This is a genomic window from Bengtsoniella intestinalis (genome assembly GCF_039719005.1).
In the GTDB taxonomy this organism is placed as follows: domain Bacteria; phylum Bacillota; class Clostridia; order Oscillospirales; family Oscillospiraceae; genus Oscillibacter; species Oscillibacter intestinalis.
Genome location: NZ_CP133584.1, coordinates 1,396,889 through 1,417,578, shown reverse-complemented (window position 1 = coordinate 1,417,578; position 20,690 = coordinate 1,396,889). Strand labels below are relative to the sequence as shown.

The window sequence follows — 20,690 nt, the reverse complement described above, 5'->3', positions numbered from 1 at the left end:
TTAAGCACCGTCCAACCCGTAGTAGAGTTGACGTCAGCCCAAAAAGCCCCGGCTATGTGCACAGACAATCCCACAACTATTATAGCTATCATGCCGTCGAATTTTGCCGTTTCGGTAGAATATAACGAAATACGTTATTTTGAAATTTATAAAAAACGGGGGCTTCGCCCCCGTACCCCCTTTGAGGTTGTCTGTCTGAACGGTAGGCCGTGCAGACTTGGTAGCGCTGGGGGTGCGCCCCCCAGTCCCCCGTTAGGGGTGATAAAGGAGTCGGGCACCGAGGCTAGCGTTGGAGTACGACGAAGCGTAGCTCGCATAGAAGTAAAACAGACCAGCGATGGAGCCGTAACTGTAGCTACCGCCAACATTAAGCACCGTCCAACCCGTAGCAGAGTTGACGTAGTCTGCGATGTAGGTTGTCTCACTGCCACCAGCGGTGTCGGGTAAGAAACCCCAAGGGAATGCAGTGCTTATGCCCAAGCCAGAAATCCATCCAGACGAAGGGAGGGTCACGCCTGCCGCTGTGTAGTTGGTCGATGTGTCATCGGCGTAGTTGTCGTGGTCAGTGCAGACATAAGCGGCACGACTGCTGAAGTTGATGCCATCAATGAACTCACGGACATTGCCCCAAGGATTTTCGATGTGGCGATACTGCACAGCTGTGAGGCCATCGGTACCAGCGGCACGACCAGTGAAGTAGGTCATGGTGTCGGTGCCACCAGAGCTTTGAGCCGCCGAACCGTCCACATATCCTCGGCCAATCATGCTCTGGCTATCCCAGTCGGCAAATTCAACGAGGTACAGGAGCCACACAGCGCACCAGCTGGCGTAGTCATACAGACTCCACTTGGTACCCTTGGCCTCTGCGCCTGTTCGGGCTGTGGCTCTTGTGATGGACACGAGAGGGGCATTGCCAGAACGAGAGTAGTGTCCTGTCATGGTGTTGTATCTCGCCACATATTTCCCACTGCCGGGATGCTTGGTGAAGCCAGTCTTTTCGGTATCGGAAATGTAGAAGCGGACGGTGGTGCCGCTTTCCTCAATCTTGAACCAATACTCTGGGATGTAGACCATGACATCGTTGCTACTGCGAGAGAATCCAGTTTGGTCACGGCGGTAAGTGACGGCACTGTTGGCGACGTTATATTCTTCCATGTCCGCCCACGGAGCGTAGTCATCGAAGGGTGAGCTACCAGAGCCAGTGCCAACGGCTGGGGATGGCTCGGTGGTGGCATTGACGGTGACAAGGCTGTTGGGGTCATTGGCGGTAGTCAGTCGGGTCAGCGCCGTGGAGCTGGAGCCACTTGCCCACGACACACCGAACACGGCGGCCAAGTCCACGCTGACAGAACAGCTCGCATTGCTGGGGGCGTTGCAATTGGTCCCTGCGCCCACGGACACGGTGACAGTGGTAGACCCTGTACCAACGGCGGTAACGGTGACAGTGGTGCCGGACACCGACACAGTCGCTATGGATGTGTTACCCGAGACTGCGCTTATGGCACCATCGCCAAGGCGAGAGACGGAGATAGTCCCAGTCTTGCTACTGACGGTCAATGCCAAGGAGGTCACGCCCAAGGACAGGGAGCCTGCGGCCTTGGAGATTGCCCAAGTCACGGTGACTGCGCTGGTGGAGCCGCCAGACCACTGGTAGTTGCTCGTCGGAGCGAAGGTTGCGCTGTAGCTACCTGCAACGGTAGCGGAAGTCACGCCGCCAATGGTCAACTGAGCCGTGGTGTAATTGAGCCAAGTGGGGGTCAACGTAGAACCTGTGTAAGTCAGTGTGCCACTCTGGGAGGGCGTGGCTGTGATGGTCGCTCTACCAATCGTCCATGTGACCGTCTTGGCGGCCGTGGTTCCATCAGGCCATTGATAGTTGGCTGTGGGCGTGAACGTGGCAGAATAGGTGCCAGCATTGGTGCCACTGGTGACTCCAGCGACAGTCAGCTCGCCACTGTTGAGGTCATTCCATACAGGGCTTTGAGCGGAGCCAGTGTAAGTGAGTGTTCCGTCTTGGCTTGGGATGTATGCGATAGAGGCCTTGGTAATAGACCAAGACACCTCCACAGCGCCAGTGGTTCCATCCTCCCAAGTATACCCCTCAACTGGCGTGAATGTGGCTACATAGGTACCGACAGCGGTGCCACTCGTAATGCCATCGATAGTCAGCTTTTCGCTGTTGTAGTCATTCCATACGGGCGTTAAAGTCGAGCCAGTGTAGGTCAATGTGCCACTCTGAGAAGGGGCTGTGTAGATGGTGCTCAACTGAGCCGACATCTTTGAGATTGTTTCGTCCGTGGTGTTCAGCTTTTCTTCTAGAAGGGTGGTGCCATCTCCCATGACCACGGCACCGACATGGGTTTCGGTGTAAACAGCCGAATAACTGCCATCGGCGTTTCTGCGGTACAGTCGTTCCTTGGCGAGCTTACCTTTTGCCACAGTCAACGCCTTTCGCCACAAGTCGTTCTCCACCTGTGCGGTGGGGGTTTCATCAGCAACAAGGACATTGGGCGCACGGTCGTAAGCCGCCTTGACTGCCGCAGGTGTAGCAGCTGTACCGCCAGATGCTCCACTGGTATCAGACACGGCATCAGATAGCTTGACGTGGCCGTACTTTTCCCCAGTGCCAGCACCGTAGGTGGCATCTGCATTGGCGTGGTCAGTTGGTGCCGCACCAGCTTGAGCGGCAGTCACATTATGCGGATTACCTGTGACGACTTGGCTGTGGTCATAGGCGATTTTGCCACGGTCGCCACGGTAGGCCGTGGCTTCGGTTTCGCCCAGAGCCAAGTCGTTGCCGATGGGGACGCAGGTGGTACCAGACCAACGATAAGTCTTGTTGTCGTCTAGGGTGACGTAGACTTTGCCTGTCTCGCCAGTAGCAGGAAGGTCAGCATAATCGGTGACTTCGATAACATCATCAACGTAGCTGGGGAGCTGAGAGGATGGCACGGTGCCATTGCTGTCCAACTCTGCCACGCCACCTGCGGAGCCTTTGTCGCTGGTGGGGATGTAGTCCATCGAAGGGAGTTGTTCCGTGGGTACCTTGCCGTCCTCGTCTAGTTCAGCGACACCGCCAGCGGCACCCTTATCATCGGTGGGGATATAGTCCATATCGGGGAGTTGGTCGGCAGGCACTTTGCCATCTTCGTCTAGGCTGGCTTTCTCCGCTAAGGCATCCTCCATTTCGGACTCCAGCGTTGCAATCGCCGCAGTCATGGTCGCCACAGTCACAACCCCAGAAGGGTCAACGGTGAGCGAGATATTTGCTTCGCCACTGACAGCGGCAACGACATAGAAGTTCATCGAAAAGTCTGGCATCGAAGTCTCGGATGGAATGTCGATGCCGTCCCCGTCTTGGATGATAGCAAAGAGCTGGGGGTCGCTATCTCCGATGTGGGCCCATACGCCTACTTGGTTCAGCGTGTACCCAGTGCTTAAATTTTCGCTGGTAATCTGGATGTTGAGCTTCTTCCCTCCGTCGACATCGCTCAAAGCCACGACATCGAAGGTCTGCTTTTGGCTCACAAGGGAAGTTTGTGCAAGCAAGCTAGATGCGCTCGCTGTGCCTGTGCCGCCAGAAGCACCGTCAATGGTAATTTCTTCTCCAGCCAGTGCTTCTGCCAACAGTGCGGCGCCTGCGTTGGTGACTACTGCATCAATCCAAGCCATAGATTGCTACCTCCTTAGTTAAACTAATAGATATGCCCGAAACGGCAATGCCCACATAGGCTTGGCATTCTCCGTCTGGGGCGGCTGTGTATTCGATGCCATCTAGCACCGAGCGTAAATTCTGATAGTATTTGACTCGTTCAAGCACACGCTGATGCTTGTCTGGGTCTACGTTTTCATAGATTGCATCTACGAGGAGCTTGTAGTGGAATGGGTCGCCATCATACTCGAACCATTCAGACACGGTGGTTCCAGCATAAATGGCAGAGATGGCTTGCTCCACAGCGCCCTTGGTGCCAAGGGAACGGTGGACAGCCCAGCTATCTTTCAAGGTTTGCCGTTTTTCATCCACGGTATATTCCGTGTCCCACCAGTCCACCTTGAAGTCCACCGCCAGAATATCCAGCAGGGTTTCGTCCATCTGGTCGATGTTCCCATAGATAGTCAGGCTGTTGATTTCATCGGTGCGCTGGGCAAGTTGGGTGGCGATAACCTCCCCTAATGCCAGGATGGATGCATCGTTTTTCAGCGCATCAGGGAGAGCTGCCAATAGATTTTCAACAGACAGTCCAAAATCACTCATTCTCATACCCTCCGTTGGTAATGGTAACTGTTCCCACCGCCACCACCTCAGGAGTATCATTGGTGCTACCGTCATCCAGGACGGTGTATACTGGACTGGTCAGCACCACCCGCTTGATGCCAGTTTGCATCAACAGGCCATGCAAATAAGAGGGGTTGACGTCCCGTCCCAACTTGCCAGACTGCCAGGTGATGTACTCATCCACCGCTTCGGCTACAGCTGTAGCAATCTCGGTGGAGGATTTGTCGCTGTCGGTGGAGATGTAATAGGTGAATGCGATGTTGTAATTAACTTCGTCTGGGTCTTCCACAGTGACGCTGTCGGTCAGGGGGCGAACATAGGCGTCGCTGCAGGCTGCCAAGACAGCTGCTTTGATTTCGGAACTTGCAATGGAACCGTCCGACATCAGCACATAAATGGTCACTACACCATCGTCTGGGTTGGTGACAACGATATCGGAAATCTCGGTGGACACTAGCTTGGCGTGATAGATATAGCCACCACGTGCACCAGCTGTAGAGTAAGCATCCTGCCCCGCTATGAGCAGTTCGTAGAATTCATCGTCAGTGGCCACGTCAGCACCTCCGTCCGAAGTTGTAGTGTTTGCACAGGAAAGGTAATAAGAGAACAGGTCAACCGCCACAACGATTTGACCCGCCACATAGCCGTTGCCCGCAATGCCTAGGGTTTGGCAGGTGACTGCCAGGTCGATGGTGGTGTCTCCTGCAGGGATGTAGGCATCATCGGTGGTTTCCCATACCAGGGTTTGAGATGTGTCGGTGACACGAGTGCCAGAGGGAACCAGAACAGCAGAGCCTTGGGCTTCGGAAATGGTAAAGCGGACAGTGGTTGTTGCCGCTTGTGCCTGGGGACGCTCCTGGGCGAAGAACAATTCTCCCAGGGCATCCAGATTGTCACCCTCTGCACGACTGGGGATGTTTTGGTTTGCCGCATAGTTGCAAAGGGCACGTTCTTGGATGATGATGTCAGTGACCCAGGAGATAAATAGCTTTTCAGGGCTGGCAGGAGTGACGCTGGTGCCGGTGATGGCTTCGTAAGCTGACACCATGGCGGCAGTCAAGGTGTCGGTGTCGGTTGAGATAAATTGGTATTCTGTGTTTCTACTCATTGGCGATATCCACCTCCACGGTAATATTTAATAATCCAGGATTGCTCAAATCTCCACTAAAAAAGATGTCAACCAAAGATGCTCTTGGCTCGTAGGCTTCAATCGCTTCACTGACTTCTTTGTAAGCTAATACTTTTGCTACATTGATGGGGCGATCCAAAAATTCCATAGGCAATCCGAAATCACGATTGAGGGGCACGGTGCCTTGGCGTGTAGAAATGATAATGGCAATATTTTGCAAAACAGAGTTGACATAATCACTCTGGTTGAGCGTGATTTTCTCCAGCGTTGATGTTGATACGGTGTAACTCATACTGCCTCCTTCTATGACGACAAGTATTCCAGCAGAGATATTTCTACTGTGCACCATGTCAGATTTCCTCTTGGGTCCGTGCGTTCTATGGAAATTTTGTGCTCTTGAATAACCCAGCGATATTTACCGTATCCCTTGTCGCCAATGATTAAGGACAACGGGGTTCCATTGCGTTCATAAGCCCAGATTTTCACCAACTCAGTCATGGGGTCAGCCCCCAAATCACTGGATAACTGCATTTCAAAACTGAACTTATCAGGCTCAATACCACAAAACTCGGTGAGTGCATTTTTCAAATGCCGTTCGTGGGTGGCGTATCTGGCGCCACCAGACCAAGTCATAGATTTAATGGTCTGAATCAAATCTGGCTTGACCACAAAGGCAATGTCACCTAAGCAACCAACATTCATGGAATCACCCCCAAAATATAGCCATCGCTGTTGAAAAATGGCAAATAACACACCAGAACAAAATCATTGACCTTGGGCATCCATGTGGTAGTGACGGTGCCCTCATGGTCGTGTTCGCCCTCTGTGCTGGCGCTCCCACCGCCCATATAGGTGTCGGTAATCGTATGGGTATGCTGACCATCTGCTTTTACGGCAACGCCCATGGCAGGGTGTTGCAACACGCTTAAAAGACCAGATGTGACACCAGTTTCAGGAAAGATACACCGTGCTTTGAGATTGCCTGCGTCAAGAGCAGTGACCTTGCCAATGCGTACCATGTGTTGCAGTGCAGTTGTGTTATCCATAGGCTATCCCTCCAGTGTTTGTCGTGCTTTGATTTTAGTGGTGTACCCATTGCCACCAACGCTGTGAGCGGCTTCGTACACCAGATATTTTCCGCTCCACACGCCCCAGTCAGCAAGGTTGATGGTGACTCCAGCTACAATGTTGACGTCGCCAGGGGTGGTGATGGAAAAGGTTTTAGCGAATTTATTAAATCGCCGTAGGTTCGCCGCCGCCACAGTTTGGGCTTGAGCAATAGAAGACACCTGGCAATACAGCGCCAGGTGTTGATTGTCCTCGTCGGAGGAATCATAGTCATCGGCATAGGCTGTCCCTTCAATCAGGGTGCCGTCTTGGGCGATGCACTTGACAGTGCAGGATGCATAGGCGGTTTCAGCTGTATCCATAGACACCTTGTAGGTGTTGTAGGTGCCGTCGCCAAAGGCGATGGTACGAACGGCATCTTTAGATTCGTAGGCTCTTTGGTCGAAGACCACCAGGGTGTTGTTGGTGGATTTAATTGCATTGCCCGCCAAAGTGCAGAGGTGCTCCAGAAACACGATGTCGCTGACGTAGTATTGCTCCAGACGGTCGTATGAGGGGTCAATGCTAGATTCATAAAGATAAGTCATACCGTGCTTAGTCGCCATCTCTGCTATGATGCCAGACAGACGGTAGCCTTCCCAGGCTTTGGAGTTCACCGTCTGGCGAATTTGGCAGGAGTAGGGCAACGCCGTGGCTTTCAAGGTCACCTGTGACGGTGGACCATCCACGACAATGCTGTCTAGTTCGAAGGAACCACAGGGTAATGATGCGCTGATACCATCATTGTTCCAATTTTCCTTGGTGATGGTGGCGGTAATTTTGGTGGCGGCATCCCCGCCGTACACGCTGGCCAGGACTAGGGTTTCAATCCAGTTTTTCAACCAGATACCATCCCTGTCCTGTACTACCAGCTGTAGGTCATCGCTTTCGCCTTCTTCGTAGTCCGTATAGGTCAAAGACACATTGTAGGGCGACAGGTCATTGGTGATATCAACACCGTCGATGGAGATGCCAATACGGGTTCTGCGGGCGGTGTCGCTCATGTGCTCACCTGCTTCCAGGGTGGCAGGGTGCTAGAGGTGGTGGTTGACACTTCTGGGAGCGTCAACACCACCCCTGCAGGGAAGGTGTAGTAATGGCGATAGGCAAGATTTTTCAGCATCAGCTTGTCTGTGTAGGACACGCTGCCCAGCTGATTGTAGGCGATGCTATCCCACATATCGCCTTGTTTGGTGGTATAAGTGCTCAAGCAAAAGCCCTCCTTGTCTTGTCGATTCCTGCTTCTTCCAGGGCGTCTAGGATAAGTTGTTTCAGGGAACTATTCTGGGCATCTAGCAAAGCGGTGATGTCTCCAGATGAAGTGCTTCCTTGGATGTGGTAGGTGGGTGAGATTTGAATGGTGATGGTTCCGCCCCCAGACGTGGGCACACTGGCACTGATGGCGCCATCACTTGTGGCATCGGTGACGGCATCGGCACCCGCCAAAGCGGTGTCTGCCATTGCTTCTTTCACCTGGTCGCTCATGGCTCTGGTCTGGTTGATATAGCCTGCCCAGGTCATGTCTGCCTTGTCTTCCATCACACGGGATGGGCTGTGGATGTCTAGGGTTTCATCAATGGCATCCATGGCCGCCTGTGCCATTTCGGCATAGGCAGCTTCTACCTGGGGTTTCAGTGCCAGGGCACCATCGATGAATCCTTGGATGGTGTTCTCACCGCTGGTGGCGGCTTCGCTGCCTAAATCCATTTCGGTGATGGCGTCAGCTAATTCACCCTGAAGGGATTCCTTCGTCAAGGAGAATTCGGTTTCCAGGTCAGCCAGGCTCCCTGCGGTGCTCCCTTGGGCTTCTTGCAGGGCTTGCCAGTTTTCCACCATAGCAATCAGGTCACTGTCGCTGGCGCTAGCCATGCCAGCAATGGCGGAGATAGATTCCTCGCTTCCGTCGGCAAAACTTGCAACCAGGTCACTAAGCCCTTCGATGTTTTGGGTGCGCTCGCCCAGGGCGTCCAGATTGTCGCCATAGGATTCCCACAGGGCAATCTGGCTTTCGATGGCAGTGTTCATGGTGCCAACACTGGTGGCGATGGGGGTCGATACTGCATCCCACAGCGAATATTGCCCTGTGATGCTGTCATAGGCGGCATCGTAGGCTTCGTCATAGGCAGCGGCTAAGCCTTCAATGGTGAGGAGGGCTTCTGCCAAAAGGTCATTAAGCTCTGTTTGTCCTCGGGTCAGGTCATCAGAGGCATCTGCGCCATCGGACATGGATGCGGTTAGGTTCTCGACCGCTTGCGTGGTCAAGTCGATTTCTTCTTTGGCCGCATCTACCGCATCGGCATTTTCGTCAAGGGCTTCGGAATACGCATCAACTCTGTCCTCTGCGTTCAAAATGTCAGTGTTCAAATCTTCGAGGGAGTTTTCCAACTGACGATATTCTTCTGTGAGGTAATCTGTGTAATCCGCAGATGCTAGCGTTGATTTTTCTAGTGCCGCCTGCATATCTTCTTCGGCTTGCAGTGCCAATTCGGCCATCCGTGCCTCGGCCTCTGCTCTAGCATCTTCTGCTAGGGTTAATTCCGCATTGGCATCCCTCAAGCCGATGATGTTCTTCTCTTCCTCTACCAGCACGTCCGCATACGCACTGTGCAGTACGGAAAGTTGTTCCACATATGCTTGCTGAATTGCATTCTGCTTCCAGGCTTCGGTGTTGGCATATAGAGCGGCTGTTCCACCCTCGATGGCGCCAGTTTCGAGGTCAATATAATCAGACAGTTCAGGGACAACCTGGCACAACACGGCCAAGATGTTGTTGTATTCTGCTTGCTCTTCCGCATTTAGACTGGTGTAGTCCCCCAATGCTTCTAGCTTGGCAATGTACTTTTCGGCCACATTGGCGGCGGCTACTGTAGTTTCGATGGTGCTTTCACAACTGTCGTCCGAACTTTTCATAACGTCGTTCAGATTTTCAGTGGCAGAGGTTAAGTCCTTAACCGATGGAATTGTTTCATAATCAATTTCGTCGGCAATCGATGACAGTGCCGCATAGACTGTGCCAGCGGCAACTGCCACGCCAGTTATCACACCCAGTGCAGGTAATGCAGCTGTTAAGCTCACTGATGCCATAGCGGCAAGTTTGGTTGCGGCGGCATAGCCAGTCATGGCGGTTGTGCCCACGCCGACAACAGCAACAAAGGCAGTTGCGCCTTTGACGACATAGGGATAATCTTGTACGAATTCATCGCCAAGATTTAATACATCGGTGCCGATTTCATACAGGCTCCGCATTTCAGGGATAAACAGCTCACCCACGGTGGTGGATAAACCGTCCCACGCAGATTGCATGATAGTCAAATCGCCCACCATGTTGTCAAGCTTAATCTCTGCCATAGCTTCAGCGGCACCAGTGCTATCATTGATGGATGCAGTTAAGCTTGCATACTCTTCGTCAGTGGCATTCAGGATAGCCAATAGGCCGTTGTATCCACGTGTGCCAGCGATGGTGACCGCATTGTTGACTTGCTCTGCTTCGGTCATTTGGTCGAAGTAAGCACGCAGGTCGTCGATGGTGTCGGAGAAGTCTTTCATGGTGCCATCGGCATTGGCTGTGGTGTATTCCACATCACCAAATGCTTCGGAGGTCAAGGTAGCCCCAGAGAGCAAGCCGGTGAAGGTGTTTTTCAGTGCTGTGCCTGCGATGCTACCCTTGACACCACTGTTGGCCATCAGTCCCACGGCTACAGCTACATCTTGGACGCTGTAGCCCAGAGCCCCAGCAACAGAAGCGGAGGTCTTGAAGGTTTCACCCATGATGCTGACGGAGGTGTTGGAGTTAGTGGCGGCGGTGGCCAGCACATCGGAGAACATGGCGGTGTCTGCGGCAGTCAGCCCAAAGGCTGTCAGGTTGTCCGTGACAATGTCTGACACATTGGCAAGGTCTTCCCCTGCGGCAGTGGCAAGCACCAGAACGGAGTTCATCCCCTCCAACATTTCCGTGGCATCCCAGCCAGCCATGCCCATGTATCCCATGGCATCGCCAACTTGGGTGGCGGTGTATTTGGTGGTTGCGCCTAGGTCTTTGGCTTCTTCGGTCAGTGCCGCTAACTCAATAGAGGTAGCCCCAGACAGGGCTTCCACGTTGGACATAGATGCTTCAAATTCGCCTGCCACTTCCACGCAGTCCATGAAGGCTTCTTTGATTTCATTGAGCATGGCGGCAATGCCTGCGGTTGCCAGGATGTCAGCCACAGCGCCAATGGCATCAGCGCCACTGTCGCCAAAATCTTCGGCGGCATCAGCTGCTTCTTCCTGGGCTGTCTTCAACTCGTTAATCTCAGTCTGCAGGCGGTCAGTTTCTGTGGTCAGGTCGCTGGTGTCAACCCCTGCTTGGTTCAAAGCCGTGCCCATCTGATTCAGCTTGGAGGTCTGGGTTTCTAGGGATGCACTGGTTTTATCAATTTGCTGTTGCTTGGATAGGAGCTTGTTTTCCAAGGACGAAGAATAGCCCTCCGTCTCCTGAATTTCTTTCTGGATGTTGTCGTATTGCTGTTGCAGGACTTCCATCTTTTTGCGGGTGGCTTCGATGGAAGCTTGTTGCTTTTGGTAAGAGGAAATATCCGACTGCACTTTGCCCAATTCGGAAATTTCATTTTGCATACTTGTGATAGCGGATTGCGCTTCACTGTAGGTGGATTTATAGGTGCTACCCAACTCTGCATTGAGTTTGAATAGCATCTCATATTCTTTTCTGCTTGCCACGAAATCCCCCCTTTACTTGTTTCGGGCGGTGGTGTTGGCTTCGACCAACGCATTGTTGGTGGATATCCATTTCACCAATTCCGTTATCGGCATATTGAGCCATGTGTCTGGTGGTGAATGATAGACCCGAGCCATAGTCAGGGCTTGACGGCGGAACCACGCCCCACCGTCCCCACCGACTACGCCCGCTTTGCTAAAAAAGAGCGGGTTGCCTTTCGGACTTGGGAATAATCCAAAATGGGCATCCGCTGTAGCACGCCCATGTCGATTTTGGTGGTGCACGCTTTGACTGCAATACGGCACAAATACGGCCCGTTGAGGTGGGGCACCAGAACAATCACGCCCATGCGCTCCAGCTCTGTTTCCACTTTGATGCTGTCTGCACCAGTGAGCTTGCCAAAATCAAAAGTCAGTTCCTCCAGGGGTTCGCCATCGTGCATCACAGGCTTGGACAGTTTCAGCACCAAGATGTCAACGCTGTTCTCATCTTCCAGTACGGCCGCACCGATTTCGTCAATTTTATTGGTTTTGTTACTCATGGTAATAGCTCCTTTCAAATTAAAACAAAGGGTGGCACTTCATTCGTGCCACCCTTTACAGGTGATTTATTTCCCCAAGGCAGAGCGGGCATCTGCCAGATAGTCAACACCGTTGATGTAGCAGATGTTGTCCATGGGTGCGATTTCCATGATGCGCTCCCCATCGATGTAAGTCGCCCAAGAGCGGACGGCAAACTCACCAGAGGCACCAGTGGGGGTGGCAGGTGCAATGGAGCCAGCTTTCATGGTTTTGGGAATGACCACCATAACGTGCTTCACATTTTGGACAGACAAAGTGCTGTCAGTGGTGTCTTCCACAGATTGAGGGGTACGCAAATCCAGCACATGGGGGCGGGGTTCGTTCAGCTTGACTGCGCTGGCTTCCAGGGTGCGCCAGTCAATGCCAAGGGTCATGGCGTCTACCATGCCTGCCACGATTGCTTCCACGTTGCCTGCAATGCCAGCACCAGAGATGGTGTTGGACAAAAAGGTAATGTCGGGCAGGGTGGTTTTGGTGACGCCATGGTATTCATCGCCATCTTCATAGAGGGCAAGGTTGATGACGGATTGTGCAATTTTAGCCATTGTGATTCCTCCTTATCAGCCTGCGAGTACGCTTAGGTAATCGCTGTCGTATTCAAGTACAAATTCGATTTCTTGTGCAGGGCCAGGTGGGGTTAAGTAAACGTGGAATTTGAGCTTGCCTGCCATCAGGTCGGCGGTAGTATTTTCATCAGCGAGAAACTCCACTCGACCGCCCAACAGGTAGCCAGAGCCAGTCAAGCCATTGAGCCAGATGTTTGCAGTGTCCATGATGGTATCAATCAAACGACGGGTCATAGGCTTATCCAGCTTGCTCCAGAAAGTCTGGATGACGGTGTTGCCAACCCAAGAGAACATGCGGCTAATAGGAAGCCACATATCTTTTGCATCGGTGGAAATGGGATAGACGGCGGTGTAGTTGCCCCAGCACACCCAAGAGCCCATGAAGTTAAGTGCAGTCAAAATCCCTGCTTCGTTCAAGGTGTCAGCCTGGGCTTTGGTTTGATTCAAAATAGTTCCATCTTCCAAAACCATCCCATCACAGGAAATGCTTTTATTGGAAGGGGATTCGTAAGGGCACCCATCGTTGCCAGTATCAGTTGTAGCCAACAGCCCAGCCAGCATGGTGGACATATGGAAGGTGTAATCCCCAAGGTTAGCATAGGCCAGCACAACACTTGGCTCACATCGGTCAAGTTGTTGGCGGTCTTTTTGGCAATGGCTTCGGTGTAGCTGGTTGCGCCTGCAATATCAATCAGAGCCTTTGCTTTGAACAGCCCATTGATGTTGTCTGCCTTGGTTGCCATCACTGCGGCAACATCCGCCGCCCCAGAATAACCAGGTGCGCAGATAAGGTCAGGGATGGTGGCAACGGTAGACATACACAGGTCGATGGCTTCAATACCAGCAACAATGTCAGATGCTTCTACATCACCAGGCTTTGCGGCAGAATACGCAATGCTCAGCTCAGTTGCATTTTCGCAGTCACCGTCTGCCAAAACTTCCACCACCAGATTTTCACCGTCGTAATAAACGGCATAATCTGTGTCAAGGATATAGGTTGCGCCATTGTCACCAGTGGCTTTCACCACCAGGGTTGCATCATTGATAGCTTCCAAGGGTAACAAGGCTTTGCCGTCAGTCACATCAATGGTAGCCGCACTCACAGATTCCTTCATGCTGGACAAATCCAGCACATTGCAGAAAACCACAGGCTGACTAGCCCAGATTTTGAAGTGAGCGTACATGAATTCGCACAGGGGATAGTTTTCCCAGTCGTCAGAATAGCCCAGTTGTTCCACAGCTTCGGTATAACTGGTGCACAGCACAGGGACATTGGGAGTGGCAGGGTTGCTGGCACTCTGCACAGGGGCTACCCCCACAACAAAGGGGATGCCAGAAGCGGCAACCGATGGAGTGGTCACGCTGGTAGCCGCTTGGGTCACGATAACGCCGTGATTAGCCATGATAATTCCTCCTTACAGTCTGGACATCAGCTGATTGTTTTTCACATACAACAGATTCCCAGCAGTTTTGATTTTGATACGGTCAGTGGCAAGGGTTTCGTCCGCCACCACCAGATATTTGATTTCAGGATACTTTGCAACAGCACCATCCAGGGCTTTCAGCACTTCGCTTTTTTCGCCTTGGAAAATAGCACCTCGCTGAATCACGCCTCTAATAGATGGACCGAGATAAACGCAATAAGATTTTCTCTTTTTCTCAGCAACCGCTGCCTTTGCCTTGGTCGCCTTACGTTTTGGCTTTGGTGCAACGTCGTCTTGCACCACGACTTCGGGTTCTGTGCTCATGGGTGAACCTCTCTTTCAACTCTCGGAAGCTTCCAAGAGGTAATCATTTCCCCCGCATAATAGGGGGCGGTGTCATTGGGGTAGATAAGGGTTTCAATGCCAACCTCCAAATCCAGGGTGAATTGTCGTCCAATCACCACAGTTTTCAAAAGGTTAATTCTCAGGCGCTCCATCACGTTGAGCAGTGCCAAAGCCCCTTCCTGTTCGTCTGGGTCGTACACAGAGAAAATAGAGCGAACCACTACAGAGGTTGACACTCTATCCCCCTGGGGTTGCTCATGCTTGGAGGTGATGGCCTGGTGGATGGTGTAGGGGGCAAGCTCTTTTGCCGCATTACTGTCAGGCACTCGCATCAAATAGACGTTCATGCACCGTGGGGCGGGCTGACTTCCATCTTTTTGCACCTTCACAGGCAAGATGATGTCTTTGAGGACTTCGTTGCTAAAGTCTTTCAGGGTTTCAAGTAGGATTGTCTGTGTCATATGGTCACCATCCGTTCAGTACACGTGTAATTTCATGGTCTATGCGAGAGTTGAAGGTGGACTGAAGGACGGCATCCATTTTGTCGGTGGTGTCTTCGTTTGCATAGAAGGCTTGCACCGATGCAGGGCCAAACAGTTCCTCCACAGGAAATCGGCTTGCACCCAGGCGCTCATAGATACCTGTGTGAGAGCCCATCTTGGCTTGGAAGGCATTGTCAAGTAAGGTTCTGGCGGATGACCGCTTAACACGGCTGTACACCCGCCCATCCGCTGACACTTTGGTGTCGAATTTCATCAGAGGGATTAGGTACCCTGTGTACCCAAATTCAATTTCATAACTGCCACCACTATCACGGACGATGGTGTTTCTGTTTTTTGTCTGCTTTTTCAGTTCGTTTTGCCCGATGGCATATTCCTCTGCCACAATCTTCATGCCAGTGGTCAGCCCACGTTGGGCGGCACGTTTGATGGTAGAGCCTACGGCCTGATAGACACCGCCGGGCACACCAGCTAAAATCTTGCTGACATGGGCTAGATTTTCCTGTCCAGCTTCTTCAAACTCAAAGTAAACAGCATGCTTCATTCGTCCAAGGCCTCCAGCTCCAGGCGCAACAGCCCAAATTCATCACGGACGGTGACGACGTAGAAGGTCTCAAAGAAATCGCCAAACTGTCGCTTGCGCTTGATTTTCAGCTTAGAACCCTGCTCAGGAACCACGTCCAAATCCCGTTTGATGATGTTGAGGATAGCGCTGATTTTGTAAATCCCCTGGATATGGTCATCGCTCAACGCTTCCCTCTGGCTCTGGGCAGGCTGTGTCAGTGTGACGGTTAAATCGGCATACTCTTTCCCATTGCAGATGATGGTCTGCTTGGAACCCAGCTCGGCTTCATTTGTGAACACTCGGACGTTATCGGCGGCAACCATATCCAGGAAATTACTCATTCCTCGTCTACCTCCAGCTCACCGCCATCAAAGGCGGCATCCAGAGCGGCTACCATCTCAGTCTTGTTCATGCGAGATGCGCCAGGGAGCCCCAAGGAGTTCACCAACGCTCTCAGGTCGTCAGCAGACCAGTCCATGCTGTATTCTGGGATTTCAACGCCTTCTTCAGTGCCATCTTGGTCATCGTCTGCGCCTGCGTCTTCATCAACGCCCTCTGCGCCCTCTTGGTCTTGGGCGGGGTCGACACCTGGGGTGTCCTCAGCATCGGCTTGAACAGCGGTTGCAACGGCAGGCACGATGGTTTCCTCGGCAATCACAACCTTGCCAACACCCAATCCTTCCAAACGGACGGCTTCTTCATCACGGACGGAGATGGGCGCATCCTTGGCGGTCACAGGTTTGACGGACTTGCTGATGGTTCCGTCAGCATTGATAGGGCGATGGCCGTAAGTGCCTTTGATGATTTGTACGTTTTTCATGCCATCACCTCTTAAACCACACTGCCTGCGAAGACATAGGGGTTTTTCTTCTTGGGCACAACCAAAGGACGAGAGGCCAGATTGTACTTGCGAATGTTCTTAGGTTGGTCGATGACCACACGGGGCACACGGGGCTTAGCATGGGTGGTGAACTCGGTGTTGCCGTGGTCGATTTGGGTGATGGAGCCGTATTTGGTAGCACCACAGCCAGGGGCGGTCACGGTGGCACCATCGGTGGGGAAGTAAGAAGTGGTGGTGCCGCCTTCATCTTCATAGGTTTCGTCAACCACAAAGATGTTCAGCAAGTACCCATCGAAATTCAGTTGACCCATAAAAACGACGCCAGGATAAGCGGTCAGTTTGGGGTCAATAGAACCGAAGTTCATGCGGCGATTGTCCAGGAGCTCTCGCACCTTGGTCAAATCGCAGATGGTAGAGCCAACATTGGTGCCCAGAATCAAATCGGTGACAGGCAATCCACGCTTGGTCAGCATTTTGCACATGGCAGGCACATCCTTGAAGAATGCTTCGCCGGTGCCATCATCCCAAGTGCTAGAGATGGTGTAAATGTGCCCGCTGTCCTCGCCTTCGTAGAACTTAATGTTCAGCAGTTCGCCCTGGGTGTCAGCATCGACATATTCTTGCATGTCGTAGCTGTTGCTCACCAACAGTTGGGCGCCCATCCATTCTTCACGGCGCAAAATGCGATTATCCATGTCAGTGAAATCATCCAGTTGGAGCCGTGCGGCACGTTGGGCTCGGGTGGAGTTGGCATAGATGGCTTCGCCATAGCCACGTTTCACCAGGTCGTCTTGGGTGAGGGTGCGAGAAAGCTCGATGAAACCAGGGGTCATTTCGTGGACGCTGTAGCCACGGCGGTCCACAACGATACCGCCTACACGGGGGGCAACGAAGGGTGCAATTTTGCGGTCGCCATCACGGTATTCCACCAGCACCTTGTCGCTGTTGAAAATATCGCCAGCGGCGGTGGGGAAATAGCGGTCATGGAAGAAGGACGCTCTGGGGACGATTTCCTCCACAACAGCGGCTAAGTGGTAAGTGCTGAAAAAATCAAGAGTAGCCATAATTCAAATTCCTCCTTATTTAGTTGCGGCTTTGAAGACGATGTTGCGCATACGCAGTTCGTCTTTGTCGCTTTCGGTCATGTCATAGCTTGCGGCCAGGGTGACCTTGTTGGGGTCAAAACAGCCAGCGGTGTACACTGCCACAGTTTCGTCACCAGATGCGCCAACGGTGATGTCATCGCACAGGATACAATCAGGGGTCAAGGTTTCGATGGGGTCGCCATCGTCGTCCTCTGCAGGCTCGGTGCCCAGGATGTAGAGCATGTTGTCGTTGGACGATTTGGCAAACACGGTGCCTCGGACATAGGTGGTTTCGGTGCCAGTTGCGGCAATGGTGCCACCGCTGACTTGATTGGCGGGGGTCAGACCAGTCAACAGACCGTCAAACTCCATTTCGCCTGAGGTGTTGCACAGTTCACGCATAATTAGTTCCCCTCCTTCTTGTCAGTGCCAAGCAAAGATTTCACGCTTACTTGGGCTTGGGCGTACTTTTCTTCTTCGGTCAGTTCTTTGTCGTCTTCGCCAGTTGCGGCGGATTTGACGTCTTGAGCGCCACTGGCCTGGGTGTCGCTGGCCATGGAGTTCAAGAAATTGGTGCCATTTTTTGCCGCTGCCTGTGCGGCACGGAATGCCAGAGCTTCAGCACTGCAGGGCTGTTCGCCATACTTGGCTTCTTGCACCAGTTCAGCGGAAAATAGATGGGCGATGTCGTCAATCGCTTGGATTCTGGCTCGTTCAGCAGTGGCAGAAGCTTCTGCACTGGGAACGGTTTCTTTGGCAGCTGCTTCAATTTGACCAACCAGGTCTGGATATTGGGCTCGCAGTTCTTCGGTAGTATTTGCCATGGTGGATGTTCCTCCTTTGTTGCTGGTCTTTGCCAGCGGATTGTTATTTGTCTGAGCCGAGGGTGGTTCCTCGGAGTTGACCGTAGGGATGCCCTGTGGCAAAATCATGCCAGGGGCTAGGTGCATTTTGTGCCCATTGACAAACAGGCTGTTGCCGCTTGCACTGGCGGCAATGGTGGTGGGCTCTGCATCTTCCAAAATGGCGTCTACAAAGCCTTTTTCCATGGCTTCACGGCCTGTCATGTAGGTGGTTTCAGCTATCATGCCCAAGATTTCATCCTTTGACATACCTGTTTTGCGGGTGTAACATTCCACCTGCATCTTGTCCCAGGCATCATTCTCGGTAGCCGCCTGTCGCAGTTCGTCTGCATTGTATCCGCCACAATAAAATCCCCAGCATTTGTGAATCATAATCAGGCTGGAGGGGTTGGCTTCCACAGTGTCGCAGGCGGACATGATGAGCGAACCGCCAGACATAGCCGCACCGTCCACGATGCAATGGGTTGCCACCCCACTTCGTGCCAATTCCCGCAAGCGGTTATGGATCGTGTTGGAAACACCAGCATCACCGCCATAACTGTTCATGCGGATGGTGATTTTGGTGCAGTCTTGGATTTTTGCCAAGTCCTCCAAGAAGGTTTCCAGGGTGATGAATTGTCCCTTGATGGGTTCATCTGTCCACCAGTCGGTAGGCTGTTTTTCGCAAATAGTGCCGTACATGGTGATTTCGGCACTTTGTCCATCCACATTAGCCATGGCATAGACGTTTCTTTTGATATTGATAGGCATTATTGGGTGCTTCCTCCTTCTTTGGTTTCTACTTGAGCATCGGCAAGCATTTGATTTTCAATGGCCATCTCTGACACATTTTCGTGCCAGTCGCCACCGCCCATTTCCAGGGTGACACTGCTTCTGGTTTTGAAGGCGTTGTTCACTTGCTTTTCAGCCGCATTCACTTCTTTCAGTGGGTCAAGTTGCCCTTGCACTGGGCCCATCCATCGCACCTTGCACCAGGCTTCACGGATGGCAGGGTCGTCAAAAAAGCCAGGGGCAGAAATTCTACCTCTGGCAACTGCTTCTGACAGCCATAATTCATAGACTGGTTGGCAAAAATCATCCACCAACCACCGCCGCCGCACCTTGAACGCTTCCCACGCTTCCAACAAGGCGGCTCTTGCCGCAGAGTAGGACGAGTTAAATTCTTTGAGCAAGATTTCTTGGGGAATTTCCAGTGCCGCACCGCAGAGCTTTGCAATGCTCTTGCAAAATTCATCAAAGGTGGCGGTGGGAATATTGGGATTGCCAAAGGTGATTTTCTCACCATCAGCCATATGGTTGATGGTGCCTGGTCCCATGTCGTACTCGTTCTCGTTGGCGTCCATTTCTCGCTTTGGTCCACCGTCTTTGCCGACAACATCAGAGCCCACTTCGTTGAAGGGGATTTCAGACTGGTCAGTGTCAGTGGTCACCCAGGCGGTGAAATAGGTTTGCACCAATGCCGCCATCAGTGTGGATTCTGTGAAACGGCGCATTTGAAGGATAGGCTCCATGGCCTGCGCCAGGTAGGAAACCCCACGGTATTGCTCAGGCCGTTCGGCGCTCATGACGTGCAGGATGTTGGGGAGCCCTGTTTCTTTGCCGTAGGCCAACACTCTCGTCCACTCCAGGGGCTTGCGCTTATAGGACTGCTGGATGGGATAGCTATTACACACGTGATAAGCCACCACCTTGCCCTTGCTGTCCACCTCCACCCCATCGAAGATGTCGTTCTTGTTTTGTTCGTTCATACCATCGGTGACTCCAGAGAGCATAATGCCTGTGGAGGATGGTGTGGAAATGCGGTCTGCTTCTACCAAGTGCATACGCAGGGAATAGGGGTTCAATCTGGTGGGGTCTTCTCGCTGAACCAATGCGAACACATCCCCACTGGTCAGCCAGGACACAACGGCAATTTGCTGTAACCCTGCAAAGTTGTTCATGGCGATGCTGTCACAGTTTTGCTTTTTGCTTGCCCACAGGGAAAATTCTTCTTCTGTGTGCTGTGCCCACAGCTTAGCGGCCTCGGGAGTCATGCCCAGTCGCTTGTGGTTGATGGTCGGTTTGGCTACCAACCCTGCCCCCACAACTTTGGTGCGGTTGGTGTTGATAGCGGATGTGGCGATGGGTGCGCCCATGTACAGCATCCGTGCTCGTTGGCGCATGGTGAAGTTGTTCCAGTTGATATCCTCATTGGGGGAGGTGCTGTTAGGGTTGAACCCCTTAAACGCTCGGCGGGAGTGACTGCCTGCCGCTTCGCTGTAACCGCTGGTCTGTGGAGCGCTCTGCCCCAGGGCGGGCGGTTTACTTGCTTTTGTATTGTTTGACATTTTCTTCTCACCTCTTTTCTGCTTGGGTTGCCACCTGTGGCGAAAGGAGCCAACCAACTCCACAGGTGGCTATATGGTAAAAGCCCCAGGGCGGGGCCAGAACCCGATTATAAATCTCGGGGCACGATAGCGTAGGCTCGTCTTGCCTTTTTCCCATTGGCCAAGGCGGTCAGTTCGTCAACCTTGCTTTCCATATCCTCAATTTGGGCTTTCAGTGACGCCAGGTCTAACTTGGTCAGCTGTCGTCCATCCAGGGTGTAGGATTGAACGCCACCATCCAAAAGGGTGATGTATGCGGTTTGGGCACGCTCAAGAGCGTTCTTCCAAAAGGTCAGTCTTGCGTTGATTTCTGTTTTGTCTGCCATGG

24 protein-coding genes are annotated in these 20,690 nt (G+C 52.6%); all 24 read right to left on the bottom strand.

Annotated features, from left to right (window positions below; all coding sequences use genetic code 11):
- Window positions 1–252: 252 nt before the first annotated feature.
- The 24 genes from RFF05_RS06870 to RFF05_RS06755 all read right to left on the bottom strand — a co-directional run bounded on the left by RFF05_RS06870 (window position 253) and on the right by RFF05_RS06755 (window position 20,688).
- Window positions 253–3,672, bottom strand: coding sequence for a tail fiber protein (locus RFF05_RS06870; protein WP_409969628.1), 3,420 nt, complete (start codon window positions 3,670–3,672; stop codon window positions 253–255).
- Window positions 3,659–4,255, bottom strand: a complete 597-nt coding sequence (locus RFF05_RS06865; protein ID WP_409969627.1) for a phage tail protein I — start codon at window positions 4,253–4,255, stop codon at window positions 3,659–3,661. Before RFF05_RS06865 ends, RFF05_RS06870 begins: the two co-directional genes overlap by 14 nt.
- Window positions 4,248–5,384, bottom strand: coding sequence for a baseplate J/gp47 family protein (locus RFF05_RS06860; RefSeq protein WP_409969626.1), 1,137 nt, complete (start codon window positions 5,382–5,384; stop codon window positions 4,248–4,250). The genes RFF05_RS06865 and RFF05_RS06860 overlap by 8 nt, the downstream gene beginning before the upstream one ends.
- Complete coding sequence (locus RFF05_RS06855; RefSeq protein WP_409969625.1) at window positions 5,377–5,697, bottom strand: GPW/gp25 family protein; 321 nt, start codon at window positions 5,695–5,697, stop codon at window positions 5,377–5,379. The genes RFF05_RS06860 and RFF05_RS06855 overlap by 8 nt, the downstream gene beginning before the upstream one ends.
- Before the next feature lie 11 nt (window positions 5,698–5,708).
- Complete coding sequence (locus RFF05_RS06850; RefSeq protein WP_409969624.1) at window positions 5,709–6,107, bottom strand: phage tail protein; 399 nt, start codon at window positions 6,105–6,107, stop codon at window positions 5,709–5,711.
- Complete coding sequence (locus RFF05_RS06845; protein ID WP_409969623.1) at window positions 6,104–6,451, bottom strand: hypothetical protein; 348 nt, start codon at window positions 6,449–6,451, stop codon at window positions 6,104–6,106. Before RFF05_RS06845 ends, RFF05_RS06850 begins: the two co-directional genes overlap by 4 nt.
- A 3-nt stretch (window positions 6,452–6,454) precedes the next feature.
- Entirely contained in the window at window positions 6,455–7,516 is a 1,062-nt protein-coding gene (locus RFF05_RS06840) for a phage late control D family protein (protein ID WP_409969622.1), read from the bottom strand.
- The gene (locus RFF05_RS06835) at window positions 7,513–7,722 is read right to left on the bottom strand and encodes a tail protein X (protein ID WP_409969621.1); all 210 of its coding nucleotides are present in this window, start codon (window positions 7,720–7,722) and stop codon (window positions 7,513–7,515) included. Before RFF05_RS06835 ends, RFF05_RS06840 begins: the two co-directional genes overlap by 4 nt.
- The gene (locus RFF05_RS06830) at window positions 7,719–11,228 is read right to left on the bottom strand and encodes a phage tail tape measure protein (protein ID WP_409969620.1); all 3,510 of its coding nucleotides are present in this window, start codon (window positions 11,226–11,228) and stop codon (window positions 7,719–7,721) included. Before RFF05_RS06830 ends, RFF05_RS06835 begins: the two co-directional genes overlap by 4 nt.
- 12 nt (window positions 11,229–11,240) lie before the next feature.
- Window positions 11,241–11,363, bottom strand: a complete 123-nt coding sequence (locus tag RFF05_RS06825; protein ID WP_409969619.1) for a hypothetical protein — start codon at window positions 11,361–11,363, stop codon at window positions 11,241–11,243.
- Window positions 11,364–11,407: 44 nt separating this feature from the next.
- Window positions 11,408–11,767, bottom strand: a complete 360-nt coding sequence (locus RFF05_RS06820; protein ID WP_409969618.1) for a hypothetical protein — start codon at window positions 11,765–11,767, stop codon at window positions 11,408–11,410.
- Between the two features lie 66 nt (window positions 11,768–11,833).
- Complete coding sequence (locus RFF05_RS06815) at window positions 11,834–12,352, bottom strand: phage major tail tube protein (protein WP_409969617.1); 519 nt, start codon at window positions 12,350–12,352, stop codon at window positions 11,834–11,836.
- Window positions 12,353–12,367: 15 nt separating this feature from the next.
- Entirely contained in the window at window positions 12,368–12,820 is a 453-nt protein-coding gene (locus RFF05_RS06810; RefSeq protein WP_409969616.1) for a hypothetical protein, read from the bottom strand.
- Window positions 12,817–13,776: a hypothetical protein gene (locus RFF05_RS06805; protein WP_409969615.1), complete on the bottom strand. Its 960-nt coding sequence runs from the start codon at window positions 13,774–13,776 to the stop codon at window positions 12,817–12,819. Before RFF05_RS06805 ends, RFF05_RS06810 begins: the two co-directional genes overlap by 4 nt.
- Before the next feature lie 12 nt (window positions 13,777–13,788).
- A complete protein-coding gene (locus RFF05_RS06800; protein WP_409969614.1) occupies window positions 13,789–14,121 on the bottom strand; it encodes a hypothetical protein in 333 nt (110 codons plus the stop codon).
- Complete coding sequence (locus RFF05_RS06795; protein WP_409969613.1) at window positions 14,118–14,603, bottom strand: hypothetical protein; 486 nt, start codon at window positions 14,601–14,603, stop codon at window positions 14,118–14,120. The genes RFF05_RS06800 and RFF05_RS06795 overlap by 4 nt, the downstream gene beginning before the upstream one ends.
- Before the next feature lie 4 nt (window positions 14,604–14,607).
- Window positions 14,608–15,186, bottom strand: coding sequence for a hypothetical protein (locus tag RFF05_RS06790; protein ID WP_409969612.1), 579 nt, complete (start codon window positions 15,184–15,186; stop codon window positions 14,608–14,610).
- Window positions 15,183–15,548: a hypothetical protein gene (locus RFF05_RS06785; RefSeq protein WP_409969611.1), complete on the bottom strand. Its 366-nt coding sequence runs from the start codon at window positions 15,546–15,548 to the stop codon at window positions 15,183–15,185. The genes RFF05_RS06790 and RFF05_RS06785 overlap by 4 nt, the downstream gene beginning before the upstream one ends.
- Window positions 15,545–16,027, bottom strand: a complete 483-nt coding sequence (locus RFF05_RS06780) for a hypothetical protein (RefSeq protein WP_409969610.1) — start codon at window positions 16,025–16,027, stop codon at window positions 15,545–15,547. The genes RFF05_RS06785 and RFF05_RS06780 overlap by 4 nt, the downstream gene beginning before the upstream one ends.
- A gap of 11 nt (window positions 16,028–16,038) precedes the next feature.
- Complete coding sequence (locus RFF05_RS06775) at window positions 16,039–17,112, bottom strand: major capsid protein (protein ID WP_409969609.1); 1,074 nt, start codon at window positions 17,110–17,112, stop codon at window positions 16,039–16,041.
- Window positions 17,113–17,127: 15 nt separating this feature from the next.
- Window positions 17,128–17,535 carry a head decoration protein gene (locus RFF05_RS06770; RefSeq protein ID WP_409969608.1) on the bottom strand — a complete coding sequence of 136 codons (408 nt, stop codon included), beginning with the start codon at window positions 17,533–17,535 and terminating at the stop codon, window positions 17,128–17,130.
- Between the two features lie 2 nt (window positions 17,536–17,537).
- Window positions 17,538–18,746 carry a Clp protease ClpP gene (locus tag RFF05_RS06765; protein WP_409969607.1) on the bottom strand — a complete coding sequence of 403 codons (1,209 nt, stop codon included), beginning with the start codon at window positions 18,744–18,746 and terminating at the stop codon, window positions 17,538–17,540.
- A complete protein-coding gene (locus RFF05_RS06760; protein ID WP_409969606.1) occupies window positions 18,746–20,323 on the bottom strand; it encodes a phage portal protein in 1,578 nt (525 codons plus the stop codon). The genes RFF05_RS06765 and RFF05_RS06760 overlap by 1 nt, the downstream gene beginning before the upstream one ends.
- A gap of 107 nt (window positions 20,324–20,430) precedes the next feature.
- Complete coding sequence (locus RFF05_RS06755; protein ID WP_409969605.1) at window positions 20,431–20,688, bottom strand: hypothetical protein; 258 nt, start codon at window positions 20,686–20,688, stop codon at window positions 20,431–20,433.
- Between the last annotated feature and the right edge of the window lie 2 nt (window positions 20,689–20,690).